Annotated in this window: 23 protein-coding genes and 1 pseudogene; 10 read left to right on the forward strand and 14 right to left on the reverse strand. The window is 33.2% G+C overall.

Going from position 1 to position 24,999, the window contains the following annotated elements; genetic code table 11:
* Window positions 1-11: 11 nt before the first annotated feature.
* Together sbnB and sbnA are read right to left on the reverse strand one after the other, a co-directional pair.
* The gene (gene sbnB / locus ABLV90_RS03685) at window positions 12-1,022 is read right to left on the reverse strand and encodes a 2,3-diaminopropionate biosynthesis protein SbnB (RefSeq protein WP_460872183.1); all 1,011 of its coding nucleotides are present in this window, start codon (window positions 1,020-1,022) and stop codon (window positions 12-14) included.
* The gene (gene sbnA, locus ABLV90_RS03690; protein WP_460872184.1) at window positions 1,019-1,999 is read right to left on the reverse strand and encodes a 2,3-diaminopropionate biosynthesis protein SbnA; all 981 of its coding nucleotides are present in this window, start codon (window positions 1,997-1,999) and stop codon (window positions 1,019-1,021) included. The genes sbnB and sbnA overlap by 4 nt, the downstream gene beginning before the upstream one ends.
* A gap of 215 nt (window positions 2,000-2,214) precedes the next feature.
* On the opposite strand from sbnA, the gene ABLV90_RS03695 reads away from it, so the two are divergent.
* The 3 genes from ABLV90_RS03695 to ABLV90_RS03705 are packed head-to-tail and all read left to right on the forward strand — an operon-like array spanning window position 2,215 to window position 5,216.
* Entirely contained in the window at window positions 2,215-3,207 is a 993-nt protein-coding gene (locus ABLV90_RS03695) for an ABC transporter substrate-binding protein (RefSeq protein WP_427705805.1), read from the forward strand.
* An 18-nt stretch (window positions 3,208-3,225) separates the two neighbouring features.
* The gene (locus ABLV90_RS03700) at window positions 3,226-4,221 is read left to right on the forward strand and encodes a FecCD family ABC transporter permease (protein WP_427705803.1); all 996 of its coding nucleotides are present in this window, start codon (window positions 3,226-3,228) and stop codon (window positions 4,219-4,221) included.
* Window positions 4,218-5,216, forward strand: a complete 999-nt coding sequence (locus ABLV90_RS03705; protein ID WP_460872185.1) for a FecCD family ABC transporter permease — start codon at window positions 4,218-4,220, stop codon at window positions 5,214-5,216. The genes ABLV90_RS03700 and ABLV90_RS03705 overlap by 4 nt, the downstream gene beginning before the upstream one ends.
* 307 nt (window positions 5,217-5,523) lie before the next feature.
* Here the strand turns inward: ABLV90_RS03705 and ABLV90_RS03710 are convergent, their stop codons facing one another.
* Window positions 5,524-5,760 (reverse strand): preprotein translocase subunit YajC, encoded by a 237-nt coding sequence (locus ABLV90_RS03710; RefSeq protein ID WP_427705799.1) that lies wholly within the window; start codon window positions 5,758-5,760, stop codon window positions 5,524-5,526.
* A gap of 163 nt (window positions 5,761-5,923) precedes the next feature.
* Here ABLV90_RS03710 and ABLV90_RS03715 point away from each other — a divergent pair, with 163 nt between their 5' ends.
* Window positions 5,924-6,055, forward strand: a complete 132-nt coding sequence (locus ABLV90_RS03715; protein ID WP_427708228.1) for a hypothetical protein — start codon at window positions 5,924-5,926, stop codon at window positions 6,053-6,055.
* A gap of 431 nt (window positions 6,056-6,486) precedes the next feature.
* Here the strand turns inward: ABLV90_RS03715 and ABLV90_RS03720 are convergent, their stop codons facing one another.
* The 5 genes and pseudogenes from ABLV90_RS03720 to melB form a co-directional block, all read right to left on the reverse strand.
* A complete protein-coding gene (locus tag ABLV90_RS03720; protein WP_069832780.1) occupies window positions 6,487-6,861 on the reverse strand; it encodes a hypothetical protein in 375 nt (124 codons plus the stop codon).
* A 5-nt stretch (window positions 6,862-6,866) separates the two neighbouring features.
* Window positions 6,867-7,394, reverse strand: a complete 528-nt coding sequence (locus ABLV90_RS03725; protein ID WP_460872186.1) for an acyl-CoA thioesterase — start codon at window positions 7,392-7,394, stop codon at window positions 6,867-6,869.
* A gap of 110 nt (window positions 7,395-7,504) precedes the next feature.
* Window positions 7,505-8,393: pseudogene (gene cidR, locus ABLV90_RS03730) on the reverse strand (cidABC operon transcriptional activator CidR).
* 303 nt (window positions 8,394-8,696) lie between these two features.
* Window positions 8,697-11,672 carry a glycoside hydrolase family 2 TIM barrel-domain containing protein gene (locus ABLV90_RS03735; RefSeq protein WP_460872187.1) on the reverse strand — a complete coding sequence of 992 codons (2,976 nt, stop codon included), beginning with the start codon at window positions 11,670-11,672 and terminating at the stop codon, window positions 8,697-8,699.
* A gap of 15 nt (window positions 11,673-11,687) precedes the next feature.
* A complete protein-coding gene (gene melB, locus ABLV90_RS03740; protein WP_069816839.1) occupies window positions 11,688-13,076 on the reverse strand; it encodes a melibiose:sodium transporter MelB in 1,389 nt (462 codons plus the stop codon).
* Between the two features lie 186 nt (window positions 13,077-13,262).
* Between melB and ABLV90_RS03745 the strand changes: the two genes are divergently transcribed.
* Complete coding sequence (locus tag ABLV90_RS03745; protein WP_460872188.1) at window positions 13,263-13,889, forward strand: AraC family ligand binding domain-containing protein; 627 nt, start codon at window positions 13,263-13,265, stop codon at window positions 13,887-13,889.
* 46 nt (window positions 13,890-13,935) lie between these two features.
* Window positions 13,936-14,088, forward strand: a complete 153-nt coding sequence (locus ABLV90_RS03750) for a helix-turn-helix domain-containing protein (RefSeq protein ID WP_460872190.1) — start codon at window positions 13,936-13,938, stop codon at window positions 14,086-14,088.
* Window positions 14,089-14,098: 10 nt separating this feature from the next.
* Here ABLV90_RS03750 and ABLV90_RS03755 read toward each other — a convergent pair whose 3' ends face one another.
* Window positions 14,099-14,623 (reverse strand): DUF3267 domain-containing protein, encoded by a 525-nt coding sequence (locus tag ABLV90_RS03755; RefSeq protein ID WP_427705789.1) that lies wholly within the window; start codon window positions 14,621-14,623, stop codon window positions 14,099-14,101.
* A 126-nt stretch (window positions 14,624-14,749) separates the two neighbouring features.
* Between ABLV90_RS03755 and ABLV90_RS03760 the strand changes: the two genes are divergently transcribed.
* From ABLV90_RS03760 to ABLV90_RS03775, 4 genes are read left to right on the forward strand one after another with little or no spacing between them, the layout of a single operon-like run.
* Window positions 14,750-14,953, forward strand: a complete 204-nt coding sequence (locus tag ABLV90_RS03760) for a helix-turn-helix transcriptional regulator (protein WP_002506324.1) — start codon at window positions 14,750-14,752, stop codon at window positions 14,951-14,953.
* Entirely contained in the window at window positions 14,950-15,669 is a 720-nt protein-coding gene (locus tag ABLV90_RS03765) for a DUF3169 family protein (RefSeq protein ID WP_069816833.1), read from the forward strand. Before ABLV90_RS03760 ends, ABLV90_RS03765 begins: the two co-directional genes overlap by 4 nt.
* A 28-nt stretch (window positions 15,670-15,697) precedes the next feature.
* Window positions 15,698-16,540, forward strand: a complete 843-nt coding sequence (locus ABLV90_RS03770; protein ID WP_460872191.1) for an ABC transporter ATP-binding protein — start codon at window positions 15,698-15,700, stop codon at window positions 16,538-16,540.
* Complete coding sequence (locus ABLV90_RS03775) at window positions 16,540-17,175, forward strand: ABC-2 transporter permease (protein WP_427705785.1); 636 nt, start codon at window positions 16,540-16,542, stop codon at window positions 17,173-17,175. The genes ABLV90_RS03770 and ABLV90_RS03775 overlap by 1 nt, the downstream gene beginning before the upstream one ends.
* Before the next feature lie 60 nt (window positions 17,176-17,235).
* Here the strand turns inward: ABLV90_RS03775 and gtfB are convergent, their stop codons facing one another.
* The 5 genes from gtfB to ABLV90_RS03800 form a co-directional block, all read right to left on the reverse strand.
* Window positions 17,236-18,558: an accessory Sec system glycosylation chaperone GtfB gene (gene gtfB, locus ABLV90_RS03780; protein ID WP_460872192.1), complete on the reverse strand. Its 1,323-nt coding sequence runs from the start codon at window positions 18,556-18,558 to the stop codon at window positions 17,236-17,238.
* Window positions 18,551-20,059: an accessory Sec system glycosyltransferase GtfA gene (gene gtfA / locus ABLV90_RS03785; RefSeq protein WP_460872193.1), complete on the reverse strand. Its 1,509-nt coding sequence runs from the start codon at window positions 20,057-20,059 to the stop codon at window positions 18,551-18,553. Before gtfA ends, gtfB begins: the two co-directional genes overlap by 8 nt.
* Before the next feature lie 44 nt (window positions 20,060-20,103).
* Window positions 20,104-20,292, reverse strand: a complete 189-nt coding sequence (locus ABLV90_RS03790; protein WP_069816823.1) for a hypothetical protein — start codon at window positions 20,290-20,292, stop codon at window positions 20,104-20,106.
* A 109-nt stretch (window positions 20,293-20,401) separates the two neighbouring features.
* Complete coding sequence (locus tag ABLV90_RS03795) at window positions 20,402-24,400, reverse strand: LPXTG cell wall anchor domain-containing protein (protein WP_460872194.1); 3,999 nt, start codon at window positions 24,398-24,400, stop codon at window positions 20,402-20,404.
* The gene (locus tag ABLV90_RS03800) at window positions 24,345-24,869 is read right to left on the reverse strand and encodes a YSIRK-type signal peptide-containing protein (protein WP_460872195.1); all 525 of its coding nucleotides are present in this window, start codon (window positions 24,867-24,869) and stop codon (window positions 24,345-24,347) included. Before ABLV90_RS03800 ends, ABLV90_RS03795 begins: the two co-directional genes overlap by 56 nt.
* Between the last annotated feature and the right edge of the window lie 130 nt (window positions 24,870-24,999).

Genomic DNA, 24,999 nt, shown 5'->3' on the forward strand with positions numbered 1-24,999 from the left:
AACGACACTCCTTAATATAGACTTAATGTTGTTCCGATTTGCTGTTGCTTCGCTTCTTTATAAATATAATAAGCACTTGAAATATCTTCGATTGCCATACCCATTGGATTTAATAAAATAATTTCTTCATCATTTTCTCTTCCTGGTTTAGCACCCGTTAATAATTCTCCTAATTCAGCATGTAAGGCTTCCCTACTAAAGCGCCCTTCTAATACAAGTTGATTAATTGTCTTTTTCTCGCGATTTGCTTGTGACCAATCGTCTACCAAGACTTTATCTGCTTGTGTAAAGACTTCTTTTTTAATATCCATAATTGAAATATTGCTAATAAATGTGCCTTTTTGAATCCAGTCATATTCAATGTATGGTTTGTCCGTAACTGTGCAAGTAATGACTACCTCTCCATTTTCAACTGCTTCTTTCGCTGTCGTCACTTGAACAAAGTCAATATCTGGACGTGCTTCAGCCCATTTTCCAATAAAATTAGCGCTGGCTTTTTCAAATTGATCAAATACGTATACTTGTTTAATATGATCAAATTGCTCTAACATACTTTGCAATTGTCTATCACCAATTAGACCACAGCCGATAATTGTTAATCTTTCAAAGCCTTTTTTCGCTAATTTCTGAGCAGCAATGACTGAAACAGCGACCGTTCTCATACTACTGATTAAGCTCGCTTCCATCACTGCAATGGGATAGTTTGTTTCGGGATCATTCAAAATAATAACGCCACTTGCGCGTTCAATCTTTCGTTCTGAAGGATTATCATGTTTACTACCTATCCATTTAATACCTGATACTGGATCTTGACCGCCAATATGACTTGGCATGGCAATAATACGATCCGCAATATGCCCTTCTTTACCATTTGCGCGTAAATATGGCTTTAATGGTTGCACAAAATCTTGATTCGCGTGGGCTTTTAATGCCTCTGTTAATGCATTTACATAAACTGTTGAATGATTACCTCCTGCTTGTTCAATATCTGATCTATTTAAATACAACATGTCTTTGTTCATCGTGTTAGTGCTCCTTTTTTATTTTTTACATCATCAAACCATGCATCTGAATAAACTAAATCTAAATAGCGATCGCCTCTATCAGGTAAAATCGTCACAATTGTTTTATCTTTATCGATAGAATGAATGACTTTTTCAATCGCTGATATAATTGATCCTGTCGATCCACCAACAAAAATACCTTCATAATCAACTAAGCGTTTACATCCAAGTGCTGATTGGTAGTCATCGACATGGACAACTTGGTCTATTTCTTCTTTATTTAAAATTTCAGGCACTCTACTCGCGCCAATACCTGGTAATTCTCTATCTGTAGGTGCGTCACCAAAAATAACTGACCCTTTCGCATCCACCGCAATAATATGTGCATTCGGGTGATGTTCTTTGATTTTTCTACTCATGCCCATAATGCTGCCTGTCGTACTCACTGGCGCTATAAAATAATCAATTGGGTTTTCTATTTGCTCTACGATTTCTGCACCAGCGCCATGATAATGTGCTTGCCAATTTAATTCATTTGCGTATTGATTGATCCAATATGCGTTGTCAGTTGAATCAAGTAATTCACGAACACGTTGAATGCGCGTCATTAAATACCCACCATTTTCATCCGCTTCGTTTACCATATCTATATTTGCACCATAACTTTTAATAATTTTTAAATTTGTTTCTGAAATCTTCGGGTCTACCACACATGTTAGTGTTAATCCTCTTATCTTAGCGATCATTGCTAGAGCAATACCTAAATTTCCTGAAGTACTCTCAATTAAATGTGTACCTTTAGTAATTGTTCCTTTGTTAAAACCATCTTCAATGATGTATTGAGCTGGTCTATCTTTCATACTGCCGCCTGGATTCATATATTCTAATTTTGCGAAAACATTATGTTCCGGAAACAGTTGCTTGAGCTGTATCATAGGCGTTCCACCTATACATGAAAGTAAAGAATCATGACAATGCTTAGGTTCTTGTCTCACTTAAATTCCTCCTAAAAAATATGGATTATCGATAACACTACGATACTGATAACGATTATCATTATCAGTAAACTGTATTCTAGGTATCCTTATTAAAAATGTCAAATCTTTATTTAATTTTTAAAAAAATTTAAAATTTTTGTTGACATATCGTTTACTTTATAAGATATTAGAATTGATAATGATTATCAATCCAGGTTGGAGGTTTTAGAGAAATGAAACATTTAACAAAAGTATTCATTACTGTTTTAGTAGCCGTTATGGTGTTAGCGGCTTGTGGAAATGGGGAGTCCGAAAAGTCATCGGAGTCAAAGGAAGATAGTAAAACAACGAAGATTAAACATGCTATGGGGACCACTGAAATTAAAGGGAAACCAAGACGTGTCGTAACATTATATCAAGGCGCGACTGATGTCTCTGTCGCATTAGGCGTCAAACCCGTCGGTGCTGTAGAATCTTGGACGCAACAACCTAAATATGATTACATAAAAGACGACCTAAAAGATACAAAAATAGTAGGTCAAGAACCTTCACCAAACTTAGAAGAAATATCTAAGTTAAAACCAGATTTAATCATCGGTTCTAAAGTCAGAAATGAAAAACAATATGAACAACTTTCTAAAATCGCACCAACCATTACGCACGATACAGTGTATAAATTTCAAGATACAACGAAAATGATGGGTAAAGCACTCGGTAAAGAAGAAAAAGCTGATGAGTTATTAAAGAATTATGATGATAAAGTTGCACAATTTAAAAAAGATGCAAAAGCTAAGTATGGAGATCAATGGCCAATGTCAGCTTCAGTTATCAACTTCAGACCAGATCATGCACGTATTTATGCAAGTGGTTACGCTGGAGACATCTTACATGACTTAGGATTTAAACGCCCAGAAGGACAACAAAAACAAGTTGATAAAGGTAAAGACATCATTCAATTAACATCTAAAGAAAGCATTCCACTTATGGATGCTGACCATATCTTTATGTTCAAGTCTGATAAAAGTGCTAAGGACGTAGAATTAACTAAGAAAACAGAAAAAGAATGGACATCAAGTAATCAATGGCAAAACTTAAATGCAGTAAAAAATGATAAAGTATCAAAAAATGTGGACGAAATCACATGGAACATGGCTGGTGGTTACACTTCATCACTTAAGCTCATTGACGATTTATACAAAAAATTAGATATTGAAAAACAATCTTAATCAATAAGGAGTTACCTCATGTTACTTAAACCGTGGTATAAATTAATGCTTTCTGGTTTATGCCTTATCGTTGTAACGATTTTAAGTTTAATCATTGGAAACACGCTTGTATCACTTTCACAGTTGGTACAAGCGTTGTTCCACTTTAATAGTAATAACGATATACATATTCTACTTGCCGAATCCCGTGCATCCAGAACAATTATTGCTATACTTACTGGCGCCGCATTCTCTGTATCTGGTCTGCTTATGCAAGTGTTAACACGTAATCCAATCGCTTCACCTGGCCTGTTTGGTGTCAATTCAGGTGCCGTGTTCTTTGTGATTTGTGGCTTAACATTTTTTAAAGTGCAATCATTTGAAGCACTCATAGCGATTTCATTTATCGGGGCAATCATTGTTACTGTTCTTGTTATTACACTTGGCATGTTTAAGCAAGCGCAATTTTCACCTAAACGTGTGATATTGGCTGGCGCAGCGATTTCAGCATTATTCGGAGCATTTACACAAGGCATTTTAATTATGAACCAAAGCAATTTACAAAGTTTTCTCTTTTGGCTAAGTGGTTCTGTTGCAATGCGTAATGTGTGGGAAGTGCCTTGGGTCATTCCAATTATTATTATATTTCTACTCATTGCCTTTGCGATGTCGTCACACATCAACATTTTAATGACGAGTGATGAAATTGCTTCTTCACTTGGTCAAAAAGTTAAATTAACAAAAATGATTATGGTATTAACTATTAGTGCGCTTGCAGGTATTTCGGTCTCACTTGCAGGATCTATTATGTTTATCGGATTAATCGTACCGAATATTAGTAAAAAGTTAATGCCAGCTAACTATAAATATTTGATACCTTTCACTGCAATGAGTGGTGCTATGTTAATGACATTATCCGATATTTTAGCCAGAACAATAATCCAACCACTCGAACTTCCTATAGGTGTTATCACAGCAGTCATCGGCTCAATTACACTTATTTATATTATTAGGAAAGGAATTCAAGGTATATGAATGAAACACTCCATAAAAAAGATACCAAACGTTTAGTCATTGCCGTTCTCATATTGATTATTTTTTCAATCTTGAGTTTAATGCTGGGGTCTACTTTTATATCGTTAAATAGTATCCTTTCTTATATGATTGATCCTATTTCAAGTCCTGATCAATTCACCATCGAAGTGTTGCGTTTGCCAAGAATTATATTAGCGATTGTAGTCGGTGCAGCACTTGGTGTAAGTGGTTTAATTTTACAAAATGTACTTAAAAATCCTATCGCTTCTCCAGATATTATAGGTGTAACAGGTGGTGCAACATTTGGTGCAGTGGCATTTATTGCGTTTTTAGGAGATATTGGTGTCCATTGGCTGCCGGCATTTTCGCTCACTGGTGCGGCTGTTGTGATGTTCATCTTGATGAGTTTCCAGAAAAAAGGCAATATACAGCCCACTACTCTAGTTATTATTGGTATCGCACTACAAACGTTATTTATGGCACTCGTGAATGGCACGCTTGTCCTTACAAAACAACTTGTCGCGTCTAAAGCGTATACTTGGCTTGTCGGTAGTTTATCTGGTGTCACATTTGAAAACAGTTTGATATTAGGGTTATTTATAGTGTGTACTTTGCCATTGTTGGTTATTGTACTTCCGAGAATGAAAGTATCCGTTATGCATGATAATGTGGCCACTGGTTTAGGCGTAAAGGTTAATCAAACACGCCTCATTCAAATGGTGATCACAACGATACTTGCTGGTGCGGCGATTAGTTTTGTAGGGAACATTGGCTTTGTGGGTTTAATCTCACCGCATATTGCTAAAGCTTTGATTAAAGGGAATTATCTAAAACGTATATTGATGTCAGCCATTTTTGGCGCACTTTCCATTGTTATTGCGGATCTTATAGGCAGAACGGTATTTTTACCAAAAGAAGTACCGGCTGGTGTTTTCATCGCCGCATTCGGCGCCCCATTCTTTATCTATTTATTACTGACTGTGAAAAAACTCTGATATGATTATATATTCTCAAATGCAAAGAACTAATCTATTAAATTATGGATTAGTTCTTTTTTCTATACTAAAATCTTACGATTTTGAAAGTGCATGCTTGCCTAGGGGTATGGCTCGAGCCTGTAGTCTCTCCCTCATACTATTCCCCTGGGCGTCAGCACGTTACAAAATCGATACAATTATATAAACAATAAAAAAGACATCCTCGTATAATAAAATTACTTTGACATAACTTTAAAACGAAGTGTCTCCTTTATAAAAATAATGGCAACTATTCAGCTAATTAGCAAAGCCTATTATCATAGTATTAGTTACTTGATGGCTTTAAAATATAAAAATAATAAACTAAAAAAATGATGATTGAAGGTGGTAAACTAATTGATAATGTTGTTACAAGTTCTTTAATCACTAAACCAATCGCTTTTATAAAGTCAGCAGTCATAATTTGAGTCAATCCGGTATCGGTTGGTCTAAAAATAATTACTATGAATGTGATTATTACGAAAAAGATAAGTGAAAACTTCAAACTCTTTTGAAGTTTCATCAAATCACCTCCATTTTAAATTTTTATACATTTTCAGGAATTATTTATTGAAAACATTACTTTAATTATACAAAATAAAATTAACTTTAAAAGCTAAATATCTATTTCAGTTATAATATGATTAACTTAAGACGAATGCATGAATATTCAAGGGGGTTTTAAAATGAGAGAATTAGTAGGAAAATGTTCTGTCTGCCAAAAAGATATTTATTGTTTAAATGGTTTCTTGAATGGTAAATATAATGACAATCATTTATATTGCTTTACATGTGCATCAAATATTGAAAAAGAATAAAATTATAAAAAGCAGTCACAAATCATTAAATTTGTGACTGCTTTTAAAATTCATCTATACTTGTCAGATTTTGAAAAGTTTAGCTCCAAAGCATAGTATGATTGAGGATGCATACTATAAAAAAGTAACCAGACACGTTCAAAATCGAGTTTTTAAATAATAGTAGTTTAGGATTCTTGTCGTATTCGAAAATGCTATATTACATTACTGCGAGACACTTTTAATAAAGTTACTACTTTTGTATGCTTCTGTTAAAAGTTGTCCATCGTTTGATACGTAAAAATATTTTTCATCAAGTGTAGACACCTCCGTCGGGAACAGCCAATACAGCTTACCCTTTTCAAAGGATTTGTCTTGTTTGATACATAAATATCTACATTCTGATATGCTCATTTATTGTTGCCTCATTTCAAGATCGAAGTAGCTCTGTATTATTTAATAATCGTGTTATTAAATACAAAACTAGGTTCTGCACCTAAAACGATAAGGAATATTTGTGAGTAAGCTACAAATTGGAATTTTAATATCATTTCATTCACATATTCGAATTCATTATTTTCTTTTACTTTTTCAACTTCTCGTTCATATAACTCTAAAACAGAATCTCTAATTAAAATAGGTCTGTTGTTTTGAATAACTTCATTATTGTTTGAAAACATAAGTAGTCCTAAATATTTATAATGAATACTTAGTTGTCTTGTTAAACTTGCTATATATTCTAATTGCTCATATAAGCGAGGTGATTCTTCTCTCAAAGCTTTTAAATCTAATTTGAATTGTGTTAGTTCATCCATTTCATTAACCATTTTTATCACTTCTCCAATTCCCATGGTTTACTTAAATCAAGAGACTTAAGTAATGTTTTACTTTGTAACCTTCTCGTTTTACGCACTTTTGCTCTTTCTTCACCATACATAAATAATGTTTTTTCGTCTTTAGTCTGAGCTGTAATTTTAGGTACTTTAATTGATTTTTTATTTTCATCTAAGGCTACAAAAGTAAGAAAAGCGATAGCAACAATTTTTCTTTTTGCTGTAATCATATCTTCCGAAATTACCTTACAAAATATCTCCATAGATTTTTCTCCTGTATAAACTACAGAAGATTCTATGCAAACTGAATCTGACTGAGTAATAGGATGTAAAAATTCCACACTATCTGTAGATGCTGTGACACATTCTTTAACTCTTGCATGTCTTCTAGCAGACAAAGTTGCATTATTATCAATTTTTTTCATCAATACGCCACCAAATAGTGTGTTGTAATTATTCAAGTCATTAATTAAAACTTGATCGGTACTGACAATTTTACTATCGCTCGGATATTTATAATTTTCCATGAAAAACTCCCGTTCTATAATGTTTATGTCACAAATTATAGAACGGGAGCATATAAATAGAAAATATCCTTTTTTTATAAGGCCATAAATTATGTGAATGACCTCTACGTTTAATGATGTAATAAGTAATTTTCTTGTATAAATTTAATCCAATTTTTTGTTAATGAATCAACTATGATATCTTTTCTCCAAATAATGGCGAGTTCCCATTTCATTGAAGGTTCATTAATACTAATAGCTTTCAAATCTTTATCCAATAAATCAAGTATCCCCTCGGGTAATATACAAATGCCCATATTATTTATTAACATTTCTTCTATAAAGCTCCACTGGGTCGTTTCAAAAATAATATTAGGATTAAATCCATAGTTTCTACACGTATTTTTTATTTTATCATTTAAGTAAAAATCAGAATTAAATAAAATAAATTCTTGATGTTCTAAATCTTCAATATCAATCGTATCACTATTAGATAATGGATGATCTTTATGAACTACAAGTTTTAACTTTTCTTCTAAGAAAGTGAATGTACTGAAAATTTTATGATTCGTTGGTAGGACAGTAATCCCCATATCCAAATCACCATAGTATATATCATTTTCAATTTTTTTACTTCCATTTTCAAAAAGTTGAAACGTTACATTAGGATAAGAATCATGGAACTGAGAGATGAGTTTTATTAGTCTTCGAATATTAATAATTGTAGGAATTCCTATTTTTAAATGTCCGCTTTTCAATTCTAAAAGATTACTTAATTCATTAGGGATATTTTCATACATTTTCAGCATTTCTTTACACTGAAAAAAGAATGCCTCCCCCGCATCAGTTAGGTATATTTGGTTTTTATATCTATTAAATAATGTTACTTCTAATTCTTTTTCTAGTAATCTAATCGTATTACTAATTGTTGGCTGTGTAATGAAAAGTTTAGTCTGCTGCTTTCGTCATACTTTTTTGTTTTACGACTTCAACAAAATACTGCATATGTCTAAGTTCCAATAAAATCACACCTTCTTTTTATATTATGAGTGTAGCGTTCTATAGTTCAATCATTTTTATATTTTATAATCCTGAAATTTTTAACGTTCTTGTTAATATTAATATTAGCATGTATTGGAAATATAACACCAAGGTTTATTTTTATGTCACCTTATTATTTCCAATAAAATAGTTAAATCACTATTTGTCATGAAGATTTAATTCAAAAAAGGCCGTTACCACATTTCGTGATAACGGCCTTTTCAAATATAAAATAAATTTCTGAATTGCTGATTAATATGAGTGAAATACCTTAAACACTAACTACTCAAAATTCAATTTAAAATTCAATTTGATTTGTGTATCATTGAGTCGATAAGCTTCATTTAATTCTGGACCGCGACTATTAGAACCAATGCCACTTTGAGCATAATCAATATAAAAATACGTATAATCTTCGAGCTCTAATTGGTCTTTATGTGTCTTATGCGTTAACTGATTTAATGAATAATGTGTTGTATTAAAACTGAATGTGTCTCCACTTGTTACAACCATAGCATTTCGACCATTTGAAACTTTAACAAATGTAGTCTGATTATGACTTCCTGATTCTTGAGGTTTGATATCGTTACTTACATTATCTGTCACTGTCGTTTCGAAATAATCTAAATATGTTGCCACACCTTTATCTTGATAACTGCTATAAGGACCGTTCCCATAATATTCGACTTGCTCATAGTCACTTGGTAATGTCATGGCTAAACCGAAACGTGGAAGAAATGGCGCTAATGTATCTTTCTCTAAATCATAGTTTACGTTAAGCGTACCATCGCTTTGAATTGTCCACGTAATTGTACCCGAAAGTACAGGAGGAACCGCTTCATTAACCAGTGCAATATCAAAAATAAGACTGACGTCACTCTTATTTTTATCGATTCGGTAACCATGCACACGCGTAGTAATATCTTTATATCCAGCGTATGCCCAATCTTGCTTAACATTAATATCATTATCTGTTGGTGCACGCCATAAGTTATTTTGTGTTTTCTGATTCATAATAATTATGCCATCATGCACAACTGCTTTTAAACTCGCGTCTGTTTTATCAAAAATGTATGTCCAATTATCAATAGCAACGTGAATTGTACGAGCCTTGTCTCTGCATGCTATTGATAATGGTTTCATATTCTGATGCGTCATCGATTGTCGCTGATATACGATTTGATCATATCCTAATTCAAAATGAGCCGAACGTAACTTATCTGCATATTTCAATTTATAGTGTAACATCACATCACTGAGTTCATTTATATTAATATAGTCACTTAAATCAATCTTTTGTGTTGTATGGGGTGCAAATTGAGCAAAAGGAACTTCAAACGTCTGACGCGTGCCATCTAAAAAAGTAGCAGTTGCTTCAACACTTAAATAATCTTCTATATGCGTGAAATCAAGTTGATTACGTAATGATAGTTTATAGTCATCCCGCTTTATTACTTTTAAAGGTCTATGTTCATGTTTAAATTCATAGTATCCTTCGTGAGGCACACGGTCAGGAGAAACAATACCATCCACACAGAAATTACCATCATGTAGACATTCGCCGAAATCCCCACCATACCTAAATATTGGCTTACCATCTTTCAAACCTGTCTGAATACCGTGGTCACACCATTCCCATACGAATCCTCCAATAAAGCTATCGTATGCCTCAACAAGCTTTTGATAAGCATGAAGATCGCCTGGTGAATTCCCCATGGCATGCGCATATTCACACAAAATAAAGGGTTTATCTAGATTCGGATTCTTCAAATATGTCATTTCAATTTCTTCAGGAGATGGATACATTCTACTAATCATTTCAACGTTAGATAAATCATAGTCTTTTGATTTATCACGATGTAATGTGCCTTCATAATGAAGTGGTCGTGTAGCATCTAATTCTTTCGCACGTGCCAAGCCTTTAACCACATTAACGCCAAATCCTGATTCATTACCCATTGACCATGAAACAATTGAACTATAGTTTTTCAAAGGGATTATAGACGCTTCAATACGCTCGATAATTGCAGTTTGATATTTAGGGTCATCCGTAATGATATTAAAGTGCTCAGTGTTCTCTTCACCATATAAACGAACTACACCATGCGTTTCTAAATCCGCTTCACTCATCACATAAAAACCATATTGGTCTGTTAATTCATAAAATAAAGGTGATTTCGGATAATGTGCCGTACGGATTGCGTTAAAATTACCTTGCTTCATAAGCTCTAAATCTCTCATAAATTGAGCTTCATTTATCGTATAGCCTGTTTTAGGATCACTATCATGATGATTGGTACCACGTAATTTAATAGATTGTCCATTAATAAAAAATTGATTATCTCTGATTTTAACTTCTCGAATACCAATTTTTTGTGTAATAACTTCTTGACCAGTAGTAATGACTAACGTATAAAGTACAGGACTTTCTGCTGACCATAATTGTGGTTTGTTAACTGTAAAGCTATACTGTTCAGAAGCTTGAATACTGCTTACCAATTTGCTGTCTGGATCATATAAGTGTAGTTCAGCTTGGTCTAACGCTTGTTTACGTGCTAAGTTCACATCTATAGTAGCCTTATTCAAATCATCATTTAAATGTGTTTCAATTTTAAAATCATCTACACGTGATTGCGCTCGTTTTAAAATATAAACATCTCTAAAAATACCTGAATGTCTGAACATATCTTGGTCTTCAAAATAAGTGCCATCTGAGTATTTTAATACAAGCACTTGTATCGTATTCTCTCCATCACGCACAAATTTTGAAATATCAAATTCTGAAATAGCATGAGATATCTGACTATAACCTACAAATTGATTATTTACCCATACATAAAATGCGCTATCTACACCTTCAAAATTCAAATGATAATCACTTTGCGTATCATATGAACTTAACTCAAAAGAACGTGTATAACGTCCGCATGGATTGTTCTTCGGAACATACGGCGGATCAAATGGAATTGGATATTGTGTGTTAAGGTACTGTATTTGATCGTAGCCATATAAATTCCATACAGACGGTACTGGCAATATATCCTTTTTAATCTGTTGAGGTTGGTTTAAACATGCTTCTAGAGAATTGAAATATTCAAAGTGCCAATCACCATTTAATAATGTCACATTTTTTGTATTATAACGTGTTTCTAAACGGTAGTCAGACTCCCCTCCTTGATAAGGTATATAAAATGCGCGTCTTGGCATCAAGTTCACATGCTGAATCTCCATATTTTCATGAAATTGTTCTTCTAACATAAAATGACATCCCCTCTATTTAATATTCTCTCTATGTTCCCTCTGACGTTTATATCGGAGTGTTTTCTCAATATCATTTAAAAAGTCACCTTTTAAATGGAATGCTTTATGATATAAAAATGCTGTTAAACTAACGAAAATCAACGGTGCGACAATAATCATGATACGCAGACCATTAACCGTGACCGCTGATTGTGCCTCATTCGGTGTATAACCTAATACAGATAAGCCGACACCGACAATTAAAGCGGCAACTGCTTGTGATGCTTTAGTTAAAAACGTGTTTGTGGAAGTGATCACACTCTCATTACGTTGCCCAAACTTCACTTCACCGTAATCAATCACATCTGCAAGCGATACTGTTGTTATACCAATCATAAATCCTGAACCAACTCGTAACATACCCGCACCTATAATGACTAAGATCGTACTTTGTGGCGCCACGAAACCTGATATTAAAATAATAACTAAACCAGTTATGATAAGCGTAATAGCTGTATTAAACGCTCTAGTTCTACCAACCCATTTAATAAAACGTGGCAAAAGTAATAAACCAAGCATTTCACACAGAATCATTGCATTAAAAATTGAAAATAAATGTTCCGCATTCACTACATATTTAAAGTAATAAATGATAGAACCATTGAGCGTTTGTAAGCATAAATTAAAAGTTAATAAAACACCCATGATGGCAAGTAATTCTTTGTTTTTAAATAAAATACGACCAATATCTTTAAAATTAACTTTAATACCTATTTGTTTTTCCATTTCATGATCTTCAGGTACTTTGAAGACTGTTACACCTATCGTAAAGATAAAAACAACACTACAGATTACGGCAAAAACAAAAATGCCTACCGAGTCACTACCACTACCAAAGACGTCTCCTAATTTATGTATAAAGAACAAACCAAAAGTACCTACAATAAATGCGGCTAAACTTGCGAAAAATCTAGGAATGACTGAAATCTCTTCACGTTCTCTAGGGTTATGCGTCAAGTTCGGTAACCAAGACCAGTACGGAATATCCATCATCGTATATGTCATTCCCCAGGAAATATACATAATCGATATATAAATATACATAGACGTTTGTGATAAATCTAAATTCGTAAATAGCAAGACTGTAACAATAGCATTAGCAAGCGTACCGATAACGAGCCACGTCTTGAACTTACCAAAGTTATTCCGCGTATTATCAACGATCATACCCATAATCGGGTCATTAATTGCATCCCAAATACGTGCAACAAAAAGCATAACTCCGACAAATGCAGGAGATAAACCTACAATATCTGTGATATAAAACATTAAGAAGAGCCCAACAATATTAAATATGGCATCCTTCCCTATTGCACCAAAGCCAAATGCTAATTTTTGCTTTCCAGTTAAATATCTATCCATTTTATCCACCTCTAAAATCTCACTTTTTAAAGCGCTTACATATATGTTAATATCATTTTATCAATTTAAAGTGCATGTTATGAATAGCATAATGATGATGTTGTATGGCAAAATGTTGCATTTTGTTATTATAATGTGATTATATAAATCTAAAGAAGTTCAATATGATAAATTGAGAGGTGTGTTATGCAAGTTTTATGGAAGAAATTTAGTAAAAAGTTAATTGATGCTAATTTAGTAGAATGTGGTATTGAAGTTGGTGTACCAAATGTAGGTTATAATTATACAGTTTTCCAAACATCTGTAATACATATCGTAACTCATGGTGAAGGTATTTTTAAATATAATGGGCAGAGTTTCAACTTAAAAAAAGGGGATATGTTTTTATTAGAAAAAGGCATGGAAGTTGAATATAAGCCTTCTTTTTCAAAACCTTGGACTTATTATTGGGTAGGTATTAGTGGCAAACAAATTCTAGATTATTTAGCACGTAGTTATATCGTAGATGACCATATCATTATAGGTAAAGACACTTCTGAAATTAAAAAAACGATTCATAATATATGTGATCTTTCAAAAACCATTGCGTCTAGCAACTCACATGACATTTTAATCATGCAACATATATACCAATTAGTTTATATGCTTCAAGAACAGTTTCCTAAAAATTTCTCAGTTAACGTCAATATTGTTAACGAAGATATCCAAAGAGCAGTCGAATTTATCAATTCAAACTATCACAAGAATATTAGTGTCGTTGATGTTGCGCAATATGTTAATGTCACTCGCAGTCATTTATTCAAGTCTGTTTAAGAAGAATTTAAATTGTTCTCCCAAAGCATACTTAACATATATCCGTATGTATCATGCATCTCAATTACTTATACATACGAATAATATGATATGTGAAGTTTCAAGTAAAGTTGGATATAAAGATCCTTTATTATTTTCTAAAAATTTTACAAAACACTTTGAAATTAGTGCGTCTGAATATCGAAATAATTTTTCGTAGCTTTAAATTTTCAACTTATAACAATGCCACTATCTGTAGTTTTAATATGAGAATTCTTTGGTGTTTGTATCATTTTAATCACCCAATAAAAGTCTCCAACACATGACATTGTATGCATGGTAGCAAATGATAAAAAGAACACTTTGGGTAAAACCCCCATATAAAAAGTTATGATGAAAGTTGAAGTAATAATAACAAATGGTGCTATTGCACTTATAGCAAAAGTTAATGGCGTAAAGCTTCCCCCTGGTATTGCACAATAAATCATTCCGTTAGCCATTCCAAAATTCACCTTATTCAATGGCGAGAACAGTTTGAAAAACAAAGCGTGAATTAATTCATGTACAATAAACGTCCCTATAAATAACCCTATTCCAATAAATATATTAGCTAACATTGAATCGAAAATATCAATAGTATCAGACATCTTTACCATAACAAAAAACAACCCACCAAAAACAATACATAAGGCAATTTGATATTTAGAAAATGCCTTTATTAATGAATCATTACCTATAATATCAATTTTTTTCATAATGATAATCTCCTCTTCATATTATAAAATTCTCACATATAACATATACGATACATGTCATTTTGACAAATATAGTTGTCAAAATGACAAAAGTAATATATATTAACCTTAAGGAGTTGATCAATAATGCGCAATCGACTTAAAGAATTACGTGCACGTGATGGCTATAATCAAACACAACTTGCTAAAAACGCAGGAATTTCTAGACAAACTGTTTCCTTAATAGAACGTAATGATTTTATGCCATCAATTCTGACAGCTGTTAAAATTGCTCGCATATTTAATGAACCCGTTGAAAACATCTTCATAATTGAGGAGGAAGATTTATGAAAGTAGGACGCTTTTTATTGCTTGTTTTAGTAGGAGGAATCATTGGTGGTATTATTGGCCTATCCTTTGGCTTATTTGAAAATAACAGCCATTTTTCAAGCATAAGTTTCGCAAGCCACGAAATTACAATCATTGTTTGTCTCATTGCATCCCTCATTAATATAATCCTTACTCTAGTGTTATATAAAGTTCAACAAAATGCACTCACATTCAAATCAAAAATGAACCATGATATAGAGGGTCAACAAGCTGATGAATTTGAAGAGAAAGCAAATATGATGTTTATGAGAACGAGCTTTATTTATTATGTTCAGATTTTAATTAGTTTAATTTGTATGTTTATTATAGTGATGGTAAATGCTTCTGAGGGAGACATTTTTTATCCTATCATTCCTTACTTAATCACAATTGTTCCTTCTCTGATGATCGGTTTCTTTGTAAGAAAATTTGATAGTCGTTATCCAAAACAAGGTGAAGCTCAGTATACGGAGAAAATTCTAGACATCATGGATGAAGGAGAACGTCATATAACGCTCGTCTCTATGTTCAAAATTTATCATATCAATCTTACTTTATTGATTATTGGTGGAATGATATTAGGTTTATTCTCATTAATTACTGGCATCAACCAACTTTTAGGATTGCTCCTTATTATTATTCTTTTTATCTATAATGCATTTGGTTATATGTTAAAAGTACGTAAATTTTATTTATAAATATAGTATGAAGAAAGAGAGTGTATCTATGGAACACCTTTTAAAAGTTCAAAATTTAAATAAGTCTTACACAAAATCTGACTTTCACCTTTCCGATATTTCACTATCAATCAAACCTAGTGAAGTTGTAGGTTTAATTGGAAAAAATGGTTCAGGTAAATCTACATTGATTAATACATTGGTCGGAAATCGCTTTAAAGACAGTGGAAAAATCATTTTTTTCGATGAAACTGTAACAGAAAATGATTCCAATTATAAAGAAAATATCGGTGTTGTATTTGATGATTTACGTGTACCAAACAAACTAACAATTAAAGAAATTGATAAAGTGTTTTCTAATATTTATCAATCATGGAATAGCGAAAAATTCTTTTCAATTATCGATAAATTTGAGTTACCTACTAATAATGCAATTAAATCCTTTTCACGTGGTATGCGTATGAAAGTCGCTTTGACAATATCGTTAGCACACGAAAGTAAACTTCTCATTCTTGATGAAGCTACTGCCGGTATGGATGTCTCAAGTCGTGAAGAAGTTATTGAAATGTTAGAGGATTACATAGAAGAAGGCAATGGGATTTTGATTTCATCTCATATTTCAGAAGATATTGAGCAGCTTGCAACTAAACTTGTGTTTATGCGAGATGGCAAAATTATTTTTGAAGAAAACAAACAAAACTTATTGGATAATTATGGCATTATTGAGCAACCTGAAGAAGATTTCAATATTCCAACTGACCTTATCATAGCTTCAAGAGCTCGTAATCACATAAGAACTACTTTAATCAATAATCGTAACCAAGTAACAAATGCGAGACCATTGCAAAGTATTGATGACGCAACAAAATTAATTATGAGAGGTGATAAATAATGAAGGGCTTAACACTTAGCAGTTATTACTCATCAAAAAAATCACTCTTCACTTATTTAATTGTAGGTATTGTCGCTAGTATACTATTCACATTTATGAACCCTATCATGACATGTTTTTTACCAATGATTTTTCTTATTTCACCTGTAACGGATAACATTAAACATGAGAAAGATTCAAAATGGATGTATTATGTGTCCACTTTACCTAAAGGTAGAAGTGCATACGTAAACAGTTATTTCAGCTTCTACGGCGTTCTAATTTTAATAGGACTTATCATCGGTATTATACCATTAGCACTCATAACACAAAATTTAAATCTCACGTTAGTATCTATATTAATAGGCATAGGTGGCGCTGGTTCATACGCAATAATGTTCCCTTTAACATTTAAATTTGGACCAGAAAATTCAAATGTTATTTTAATCACAACATCCTTTATAGTAATAGCTTTATTTTTCCTAGTATTCTTTGGATTTATCATGCCAAATATTGCTTCATCTGGATCAATTGAAGATATAGCTAACGTAACAAGTAATTTACTCGTAGTTAGTACCTATGCACTTTTAGGTGTTATTTTATTAGTAGTTTCCTACATTTCATCAATTAAAATATTTAATAAACAAGAACTATAGCAAAAAATCCCAGTGACTTAATTACAAAGTCATTGGGATTTTTTATTATTGTGTGATTTATTAATTTACTGATTCAATAAATGTTGTTTTATCGATAGCATTGGCTTGTTGTAATTGTAATTCTAAGTAATTATCGAATGTGTCTTTGTGTTGCGTAACTTCCTCTAGGGCACTGATTAGCGTATCAGGATACGCTACATCGAATAAATGAGTTGGTGCTGTTACTACTCTATTGTGCGCAGTGGCATCATAACCTAAAATTAATAATTTGTAGTCAAAGGCTGCCCTAACTGCATCTAATATTTCGTTTCCTTTATTAATATCTAAATAGATATCGCATTTTTTATAAAGTGCTTTAAATTCGGTCTTTTTGGCATTTGGATATAATTTAACATTGGCATATTTATTCAAGTTCATTAACACCTTAGACATTTCAGTCATAGTCGCAATATGAAAATCTAAATGCGGATGTGCTTGTACAATTTGTTCTAAATGCGGTATTTGATCAGAATTTGTTAGTGTTAGCACTTGGTTAGAATGATTATTAGACTTCAGGAATTTATATACATATCCAGATTTATATATTCTATTTTTCCATTTATCACTAATGGACGATTTAAGTTGTTCGTAGGCTTCATCGCTCGGCACAATAATACTGAATGATCTACGTTCTTTAGATAATATATTTTCCATATGACGAATAATATCGCTCGTAATATCACCTTGCCAATAAAAATAATCATTGCTAGAGTCACTTAAACCGTTCATCACTGCGGTTGGTACTGAAAATGAGTTAATTAAAAATTGTTCGGATTCTAACCCCGCAACTTGAATATAGAAATTAACAAATTGTATTTTAGAATGGAAGAAGTATTCTTTGCCTTGCCAATTCAAAATAACATCATTTGTGATGAAGTTCTCAACCATAAACACTTCACCTTTAGCGTTATAGTAGCGTTTTAATATTCTTTTATGGGTATTAGGATCCAATACTACTTGTGCATAACTGTATCCATATTTATTATAATAATCAATAAACTGCGTATGTCCTTGTTTATTTAACCACTCAATACGTTCTACGATTCTATGTTTATAATTCTTTTTATAAATAATTCTCGCTTTAATATCTCCTGTATCTTTAATTACAGCATCGTTATTATTGCCTTCAATCAACCAAAATTTCGGTGTTTTAACTTGGTTAAAAAATAATGGTTTAACTGGCAAATTTTCATTTTCCGCAAAGAATTCATATGGTGTTTTAACATCTGCGGGAAGAAAGCCATCTGCTTCAATAACGATTGTTTGTCTATTCATACCCGAAAATTTAAATGAATTATAAAGGACTATTGTTTGTTTATCGAAAGCTTCAAATAAATTAATCATAAAGCACCTCATCAATTAAATTATTCCATTGGATTTTTACAGCATCTTGTGTAAATTGTTCAGCAACTTTATAAGATGCCTCATGGAAATTATTTGTATCATTTTCAAAAAATAGAATTATAGCTTCAGCAATTTTTCCTACTATTTCAGACTCTGATTCTACATTTAATTTAATAGGTATGAGATAGCCATTTTCTTTGTCCTCAATAAAAGTCGGATTTCCATAATTAACATCAAATCCAATAAGTCCTAATCCTGAGCCAATCGCTTCCATCAATGTTAATCCAAAACCTTCACTCGTTGATCCTGATAGAAACAATTCATAATCCTTATATACTTGGTTTAAATTTACATGGCCATGCAATGTGATATAACTTTCTGCGTTATTTTCACGAATAAGGTTATGCAATGCCCGCTTTTGAGCACCTTCTCCATATATATCAAATGTTATTTCAGGTCTTTGTTGTTTCGCAATTGCGACTGCTTTAACTAACCAATCTACACGTTTTTCAGCTGCTAATCTTGAAGCAGTAATGATAGAATAAGGCTTTCTGTTTAAAGAAGGTTGTGTTAAAGTTTTTAAATTTCCTACAGGAATTGTATATATATTAGGCTTGATATGATTATACTTTTCAAATTGCTCTGTCAGCAGTTTATTTTGGATTTCCGTTGCTGTGATAAAGAAATCAATTTCCTGCGCGTTAGTGAATACATATTCATAATGATTATTCCAAAGTATATAATCATCGTTCGTTGTCGACGCATTATAGTGTTCTGCATGAATCACTACACCTAATTTAGCTTGATGTTTATTTTCTATCATAACTTGACCAACATCTTTTGAGCGATCTAATAAAATCATATCTTCCCGCGACAACTGAAGTTTTTCCATGAAATATGCAATAAAACTTTGCTTCGAATATAGTATTCTATCTTTAAAGACAAACATACTATTATCACCATTTACATATTCATTGTATGCTGTAGAACCGTCTTCATTGTAAAAGACTCTCATATATAATTTAGCCATATTATCTTCAGGGGCGTAATACTCTGAAAAGACACGTACATAGGAATAATAATCTTTGCGTAGTAACTTCCCTCTTGATACATATTCTACTCTATCAACAATATCGCTATCTTCTTCTTTCAAATGACACACGATATAATTACTGTTTTTATTAAAGAAATATTTTTTGATTTTTCCTTCATCTTCTGTTTTAGTGATGTCGTCATTGAGTGATTGAATAATCTCATCTAATTTAACACTTGAAGGTGCTATTTTTATATCTGTGAAAAATTGGTATAACCATACCACTTCATCATCATTAAACCCTAAATTTTTTGTTAGGGTTTGTATATTTTCAGTTTTTATAAATTCTAAAAACACGAACTTTAATGTTTCTGCTCTTCCTCTTAAAGCTTGAGCTCTGTATAATTGCGCATACTCTACACCACTACTCGCCCATCCAATACCATAGTTCATGTTATATATCGTCATGTATTACACCTCAATAACTAAAGTTAAAATTACAATTTTACTTATCAAACAAACAATTTAACAATGCTAAAAATCATAAAGGTCAATATAATAAACGTGCCAAAAAACTTAAGTGTCAGAAATTCTTTTTTTGCTTTTTGTTGATCTTTTTCAGCATCATATTCATTTAATTCTTCTTCAATTTGTTTATTTATTTGATCTAATTCTTCTTTTTCATTTATATTTTCACTCATATATTACACTTCCTATAACTAAAGAAATATTTATTAACTTATTATAACAAAATAAGCCAAGGAAAATATCCTCAGCTGTATTTTGTATTGATATTTAAATCAAATGTGATTAATTATTCTCAGTTTCTTTTTTACGACGTCTTCTCAGTAGTGCCAAACCACCTAGTCCAAGAATACCCGCTAACAATCCGTTTTTCGTTGTATCGTCACCTGTATTTGGTAACTCTGAATCTTTGTCTTTATCTTTTTCATTTTGGTTCGCTTCATTCTCAGAATCTGAATCATTTGATGATTCTAATGTGTTTGTAGAATCTGATGCATTGTTTGTTGCTTCTGATGTTCCTGTAGAACCTGATGCATTGTTTGTTGCTTCTGATGTTCCTGTAGAACCTGATGCATTGTTTGTTGCTTCTGATGTTCCTGTAGAACCTGATGCATTGTTTGTTGCTTCTGCTGTGTTTGTAGAATCTAATGAATTGTTTGGATCAGATGAAATCATTGATTCGCTCTCGCTTAATGACTCTGATGTACTTAATGACTCACTTTCACTTAGTGATTCCGATGTGTTCATTGATTCACTTTCTACTTCGCTTAATGAATCACTTTCACTTAATGATTCCGATGTACTCATTGATTCGCTTTCTACTTCACTTAGTGACTCGCTTTCGCTTAATGATTCCGATGTGCTTAACGATTCACTTTCTACATCGCTGAGGGATTCACTTTCACTTAGTGATTCCGACGTGTTCATTGATTCACTTTCGCTTAGTGATTCTGACGTGCTTAACGATTCACTCCCGCTTAACGATTCTGACGTACTTAATGATTCACTTTCACTTAATGATTCTGACGTACTTAATGATTCACTTTCGCTTAGTGATTCCGATGTGCTCATTGATTCACTTTCGCTTAGTGATTCTGACGTGCTTAATGATTCACTCTCGCTTAGTGATTCCGATGTGCTCAATGATTCGCTTTCGCTTAGTGATTCTGACGTGCTTAAGGATTCGCTTTCACTTAGTGACTCTGATGTGCTTAATGATTCGCTTTCACTTAATGACTCTGATGTACTCAACGATTCGCTTTCACTCAATGATTCTGATGTGCTTAGCGATTCGCTTTCACTTAGTGATTCGGATGTACTCATTGATTCACTTTCTATTTCACTTAATGATTCAGAAGTGCTTAATGATTCACTTTCGCTTAATGATTCTGATGTACTTAGTGATTCGCTTTCGCTTAGTGATTCTGATGTACTTAACGATTCACTCTCGCTTAGTGATTCTGATGCGCTCAATGATTCACTTTCGCTTAGTGATTCTGATGTGCTTAGCGATTCGCTTTCGCTTAATGATTCCGACGTACTTAACGATTCGCTCTCACTTAGTGATTCTGACGTGCTTAATGATTCGCTCTCACTTAGTGATTCCGACGTACTCAACGATTCGCTTTCACTTAGTGATTCTGATGTACTCAATGATTCACTTTCACTTAGTGACTCTGATGTGCTTAGCGATTCGCTTTCGCTTAGTGATTCTGATGTACTTAACGATTCACTCTCGCTTAATGATTCCGATGTACTCAACGACTCACTTTCACTTAGTGATTCTGACGTGCTTAACGACTCACTTTCACTTAGTGATTCCGACGTACTCAACGATTCACTCTCACTTAGTGACTCTGATGTACTCAACGATTCGCTTTCGCTTAGTGATTCTGATGTACTTAACGATTCACTTTCACTTAGTGATTCTGACGTGCTTAACGACTCACTTTCACTTAGTGATTCCGACGTACTCAACGATTCACTTTCAACTTCACTTAGTGACTCTGATGTACTTAGCGACTCACTTTCACTTAGGGACTCTGATGTGCTCAATGATTCGCTTTCACTCAGTGATTCTGACGTGCTCAATGATTCGCTTTCACTTAATGATTCAGAAGTGCTTAACGACTCACTTTCTACTTCGCTGAGTGATTCTGACGTACTCAACGACTCGCTCTCACTTAGTGACTCTGATGTACTCAACGATTCGCTTTCACTTAATGATTCTGATGTACTCAACGATTCGCTTTCACTTAATGATTCGGACGTGCTTAATGATTCACTCTCGCTTAGTGATTCCGACGTACTCAATGATTCGCTTTCGCTTAGTGATTCTGATGTACTTAGCGATTCGCTTTCACTTAGTGATTCTGATGTGCTTAACGATTCACTCTCGCTTAGTGATTCTGATGCGCTCAATGATTCGCTTTCACTTAACGATTCTGACGTACTTAATGATTCACTTTCGCTTAATGATTCGGACGTGCTTAATGATTCACTCTCGCTTAGTGATTCTGATGTACTTAATGATTCACTCTCGCTTAGTGACTCTGATGTACTCAACGACTCGCTTTCACTTAGTGATTCAGAAGTGCTCAATGATTCACTTTCACTTAATGATTCTGACGTACTCAATGATTCGCTTTCACTTAGTGATTCTGACGTGCTCAATGACTCGCTTTCGCTGATCGACTCCGACGTACTCAACGACTCGCTTTCACTTAACGATTCTGACGTGCTTAATGATTCGCTTTCACTTAGTGATTCAGAAGTGCTCAATGATTCGCTTTCACTCAGTGATTCTGACGCACTCAATGACTCACTTTCAACTTCGCTTAGTGATTCTGATGTACTTAACGATTCTGACGTACTTAATGATTCACTTTCGCTTAATGATTCTGACGTGCTCAATGATTCGCTTTCACTTAATGATTCTGATGTACTCAATGATTCACTTTCAACTTCACTTAGCGATTCTGACGTACTCAATGATTCACTTTCACTTAGTGATTCCGACGTGCTTAGTGATTCACTCTCGCTTAATGACTCTGATGTGCTTAACGATTCGCTCTCGCTTAGTGACTCTGATGTACTCAATGATTCACTTTCACTAATAGACTCTGAATCCTCTTCGTTTTCTATAACAATAGATGTTTCATTTCCGCTATTTGCGAGAAGATCAAGATTTATTAAACCACTACCCGTGACTGATGAAAAATTATATTCTTGTCTACCCGGTTGATCAGATTCAGGTAACATACCATTTTCTGTCAATTGGTTTAAATCAATAGTCAAATTATAGGTAACTTTACTAGCAACACCTAAATTCACTAAATTTTCAACAGTCCCATAAACTACACCTGTATTAGGATCAATAGTCAATTCGCTACCCTCTAAAGTACCAGTGTTTCTCACTAAACCAAGTAATCCTGGTAAATCATAGTCTAATTCTATAGCATTTATAAAATTAGGATCTGCCATTAAATCACGGAATTGTTGAGACAATTGGAATGTTGGATACGTATTTCCTACACCTAAACCAACTAAAGGTCTTCCCTCTAATTGTAGATTTAATATGCCATTATCATGAGTAGCTGTTAACTCCATATTGTCTAAAAGTGTAACATCTGCAAGTGCAGCATAGGTTTGCATGCCTCCTGTAGCTTGATTATTTACATCTGATCTTCGTTGAAGTGTCGCATTAGCTTCTGCTAAATCCTCATCTTCTGATTCTGATCCTTCTTCAACTGGTTCGATTATTTCCTTTTCATCTTCAGGTGATATTTCTGAGCCTTCTTGACCCAATTCTTCTGCATTTTTATCAGTTTCAGTTGGTGTCGTTAGTTCTTCTTTTACTTCTCCTGGTTTTTTTTCGTCCTCAGGCGATGCCTCTGTATCTTCTTGTGTTACTTCTTCTTTGTCTTTCTCGTCCTCAGGTGATGTTTCTGTATCTTCTTGTGTCACTTCTTCTTTGTCTTTATCATCTTTTGCTACTTCTTCTGAATCTTTTTCGTCCTCAGTCGATGCTTTTGAGTCTTCTTGTGTCGCTTCTTCTTTATCTTTACCATCTTCTGTTGATAGTTCTGGCTTTTCTTGTGTTACTTCTTCTGTATCTGTTTCATCTTTAGCTGATGTTTTTGAATCTTCTTGTGTCACTTTTTCTGTGTCTTTTTCATCTTTTGTTGATGTTGCTGACTCTTCTTGTGCTACTTCTGATACGTCTTCTTTACTTTCGTTTGATAATTCTGATTTTTCTTGTGAAACTTCTTCCGTACTTTTCATATCTTCTGTTGATGTTGCTCGGCTCTTCTGGTGTTAACTCATCTATGTTTTTATCATCTTCAGGTGATGCTTTCGGTGTTTCTTGTGAAACTTTTTCCGCACTTTTCACATCTTCTGTTGATGTTGCTGACTCTTCTTGTGTTACTTCTTCTTTACTTTCGTTTGATAATTCTGACTTTTCTTGTGAAACTTCTGGTGTATCCTCAGCTTTCACATCTTCAATTTCTTGTTGAGCAGATTCAACCGTACCTTTTTCATCTTCACTTGCTATTTCTGTACCATTTTGTATAGGTCTCCCAATATCGCCTACACTTTTATCTGATACGACGGATTCAAAATTTTCTCCATTATTTTGTCTCTCGTCAGCCGATGCAACGTTCCCACTTGTTGCAAAAATCGTAAGACCAATCAATACGGATCCAACGCCAACTCCCAATTTCCTTATAGAAAACCTCTGTCTCTCTCTCACTGCACAAATTCCCCCTCTAATATTAGGTATGATTACATATTACATTGTATTCATAATAAATACTATTTCTTTATTAAAAAATTATTTTTATTTTCGTGTTATTCACGTTTATTTTTATATTTTAATTAGA

The organism is Staphylococcus sp. 2S1, from assembly GCF_046721335.1.
GTDB lineage: Bacteria > Bacillota > Bacilli > Staphylococcales > Staphylococcaceae > Staphylococcus > Staphylococcus equorum_A.

Bases quoted from the DNA above. Each gene is read 5' to 3' on its own strand.
- ABLV90_RS03700 (WP_427705803.1), top strand. From the start codon at position 3,226: ATGTTACTTAAACCGTGGTATAAATTAATGCTTTCTGGTTTATGCCTT.
- ABLV90_RS03720 (WP_069832780.1), bottom strand. From the start codon at position 6,861: ATGGTTAATGAAATGGATGAACTAACACAATTCAAATTAGATTTAAAA.
- ABLV90_RS03715 (WP_427708228.1), top strand. From the start codon at position 5,924: ATGAGAGAATTAGTAGGAAAATGTTCTGTCTGCCAAAAAGATATTTAT.
- ABLV90_RS03770 (WP_460872191.1), top strand. From the start codon at position 15,698: ATGGAACACCTTTTAAAAGTTCAAAATTTAAATAAGTCTTACACAAAA.
- ABLV90_RS03725 (WP_460872186.1), bottom strand. From the start codon at position 7,394: ATGGAAAATTATAAATATCCGAGCGATAGTAAAATTGTCAGTACCGAT.
- ABLV90_RS03755 (WP_427705789.1), bottom strand. From the start codon at position 14,623: ATGAAAAAAATTGATATTATAGGTAATGATTCATTAATAAAGGCATTT.
- ABLV90_RS03735 (WP_460872187.1), bottom strand. From the start codon at position 11,672: ATGTTAGAAGAACAATTTCATGAAAATATGGAGATTCAGCATGTGAAC.
- ABLV90_RS03775 (WP_427705785.1), top strand. From the start codon at position 16,540: ATGAAGGGCTTAACACTTAGCAGTTATTACTCATCAAAAAAATCACTC.
- ABLV90_RS03795 (WP_460872194.1), bottom strand. From the start codon at position 24,400: ATGAAAAGTACGGAAGAAGTTTCACAAGAAAAATCAGAATTATCAAAC.
- ABLV90_RS03750 (WP_460872190.1), top strand. From the start codon at position 13,936: ATGTATCATGCATCTCAATTACTTATACATACGAATAATATGATATGT.
- sbnB (WP_460872183.1), bottom strand. From the start codon at position 1,022: ATGAACAAAGACATGTTGTATTTAAATAGATCAGATATTGAACAAGCA.
- ABLV90_RS03765 (WP_069816833.1), top strand. From the start codon at position 14,950: ATGAAAGTAGGACGCTTTTTATTGCTTGTTTTAGTAGGAGGAATCATT.
- ABLV90_RS03705 (WP_460872185.1), top strand. From the start codon at position 4,218: ATGAATGAAACACTCCATAAAAAAGATACCAAACGTTTAGTCATTGCC.
- ABLV90_RS03710 (WP_427705799.1), bottom strand. From the start codon at position 5,760: ATGAAACTTCAAAAGAGTTTGAAGTTTTCACTTATCTTTTTCGTAATA.
- ABLV90_RS03790 (WP_069816823.1), bottom strand. From the start codon at position 20,292: ATGAGTGAAAATATAAATGAAAAAGAAGAATTAGATCAAATAAATAAA.
- melB (WP_069816839.1), bottom strand. From the start codon at position 13,076: ATGGATAGATATTTAACTGGAAAGCAAAAATTAGCATTTGGCTTTGGT.
- ABLV90_RS03695 (WP_427705805.1), top strand. From the start codon at position 2,215: ATGAAACATTTAACAAAAGTATTCATTACTGTTTTAGTAGCCGTTATG.
- gtfA (WP_460872193.1), bottom strand. From the start codon at position 20,059: ATGACGATATATAACATGAACTATGGTATTGGATGGGCGAGTAGTGGT.
- ABLV90_RS03745 (WP_460872188.1), top strand. From the start codon at position 13,263: ATGCAAGTTTTATGGAAGAAATTTAGTAAAAAGTTAATTGATGCTAAT.
- ABLV90_RS03760 (WP_002506324.1), top strand. From the start codon at position 14,750: ATGCGCAATCGACTTAAAGAATTACGTGCACGTGATGGCTATAATCAA.
- gtfB (WP_460872192.1), bottom strand. From the start codon at position 18,558: ATGATTAATTTATTTGAAGCTTTCGATAAACAAACAATAGTCCTTTAT.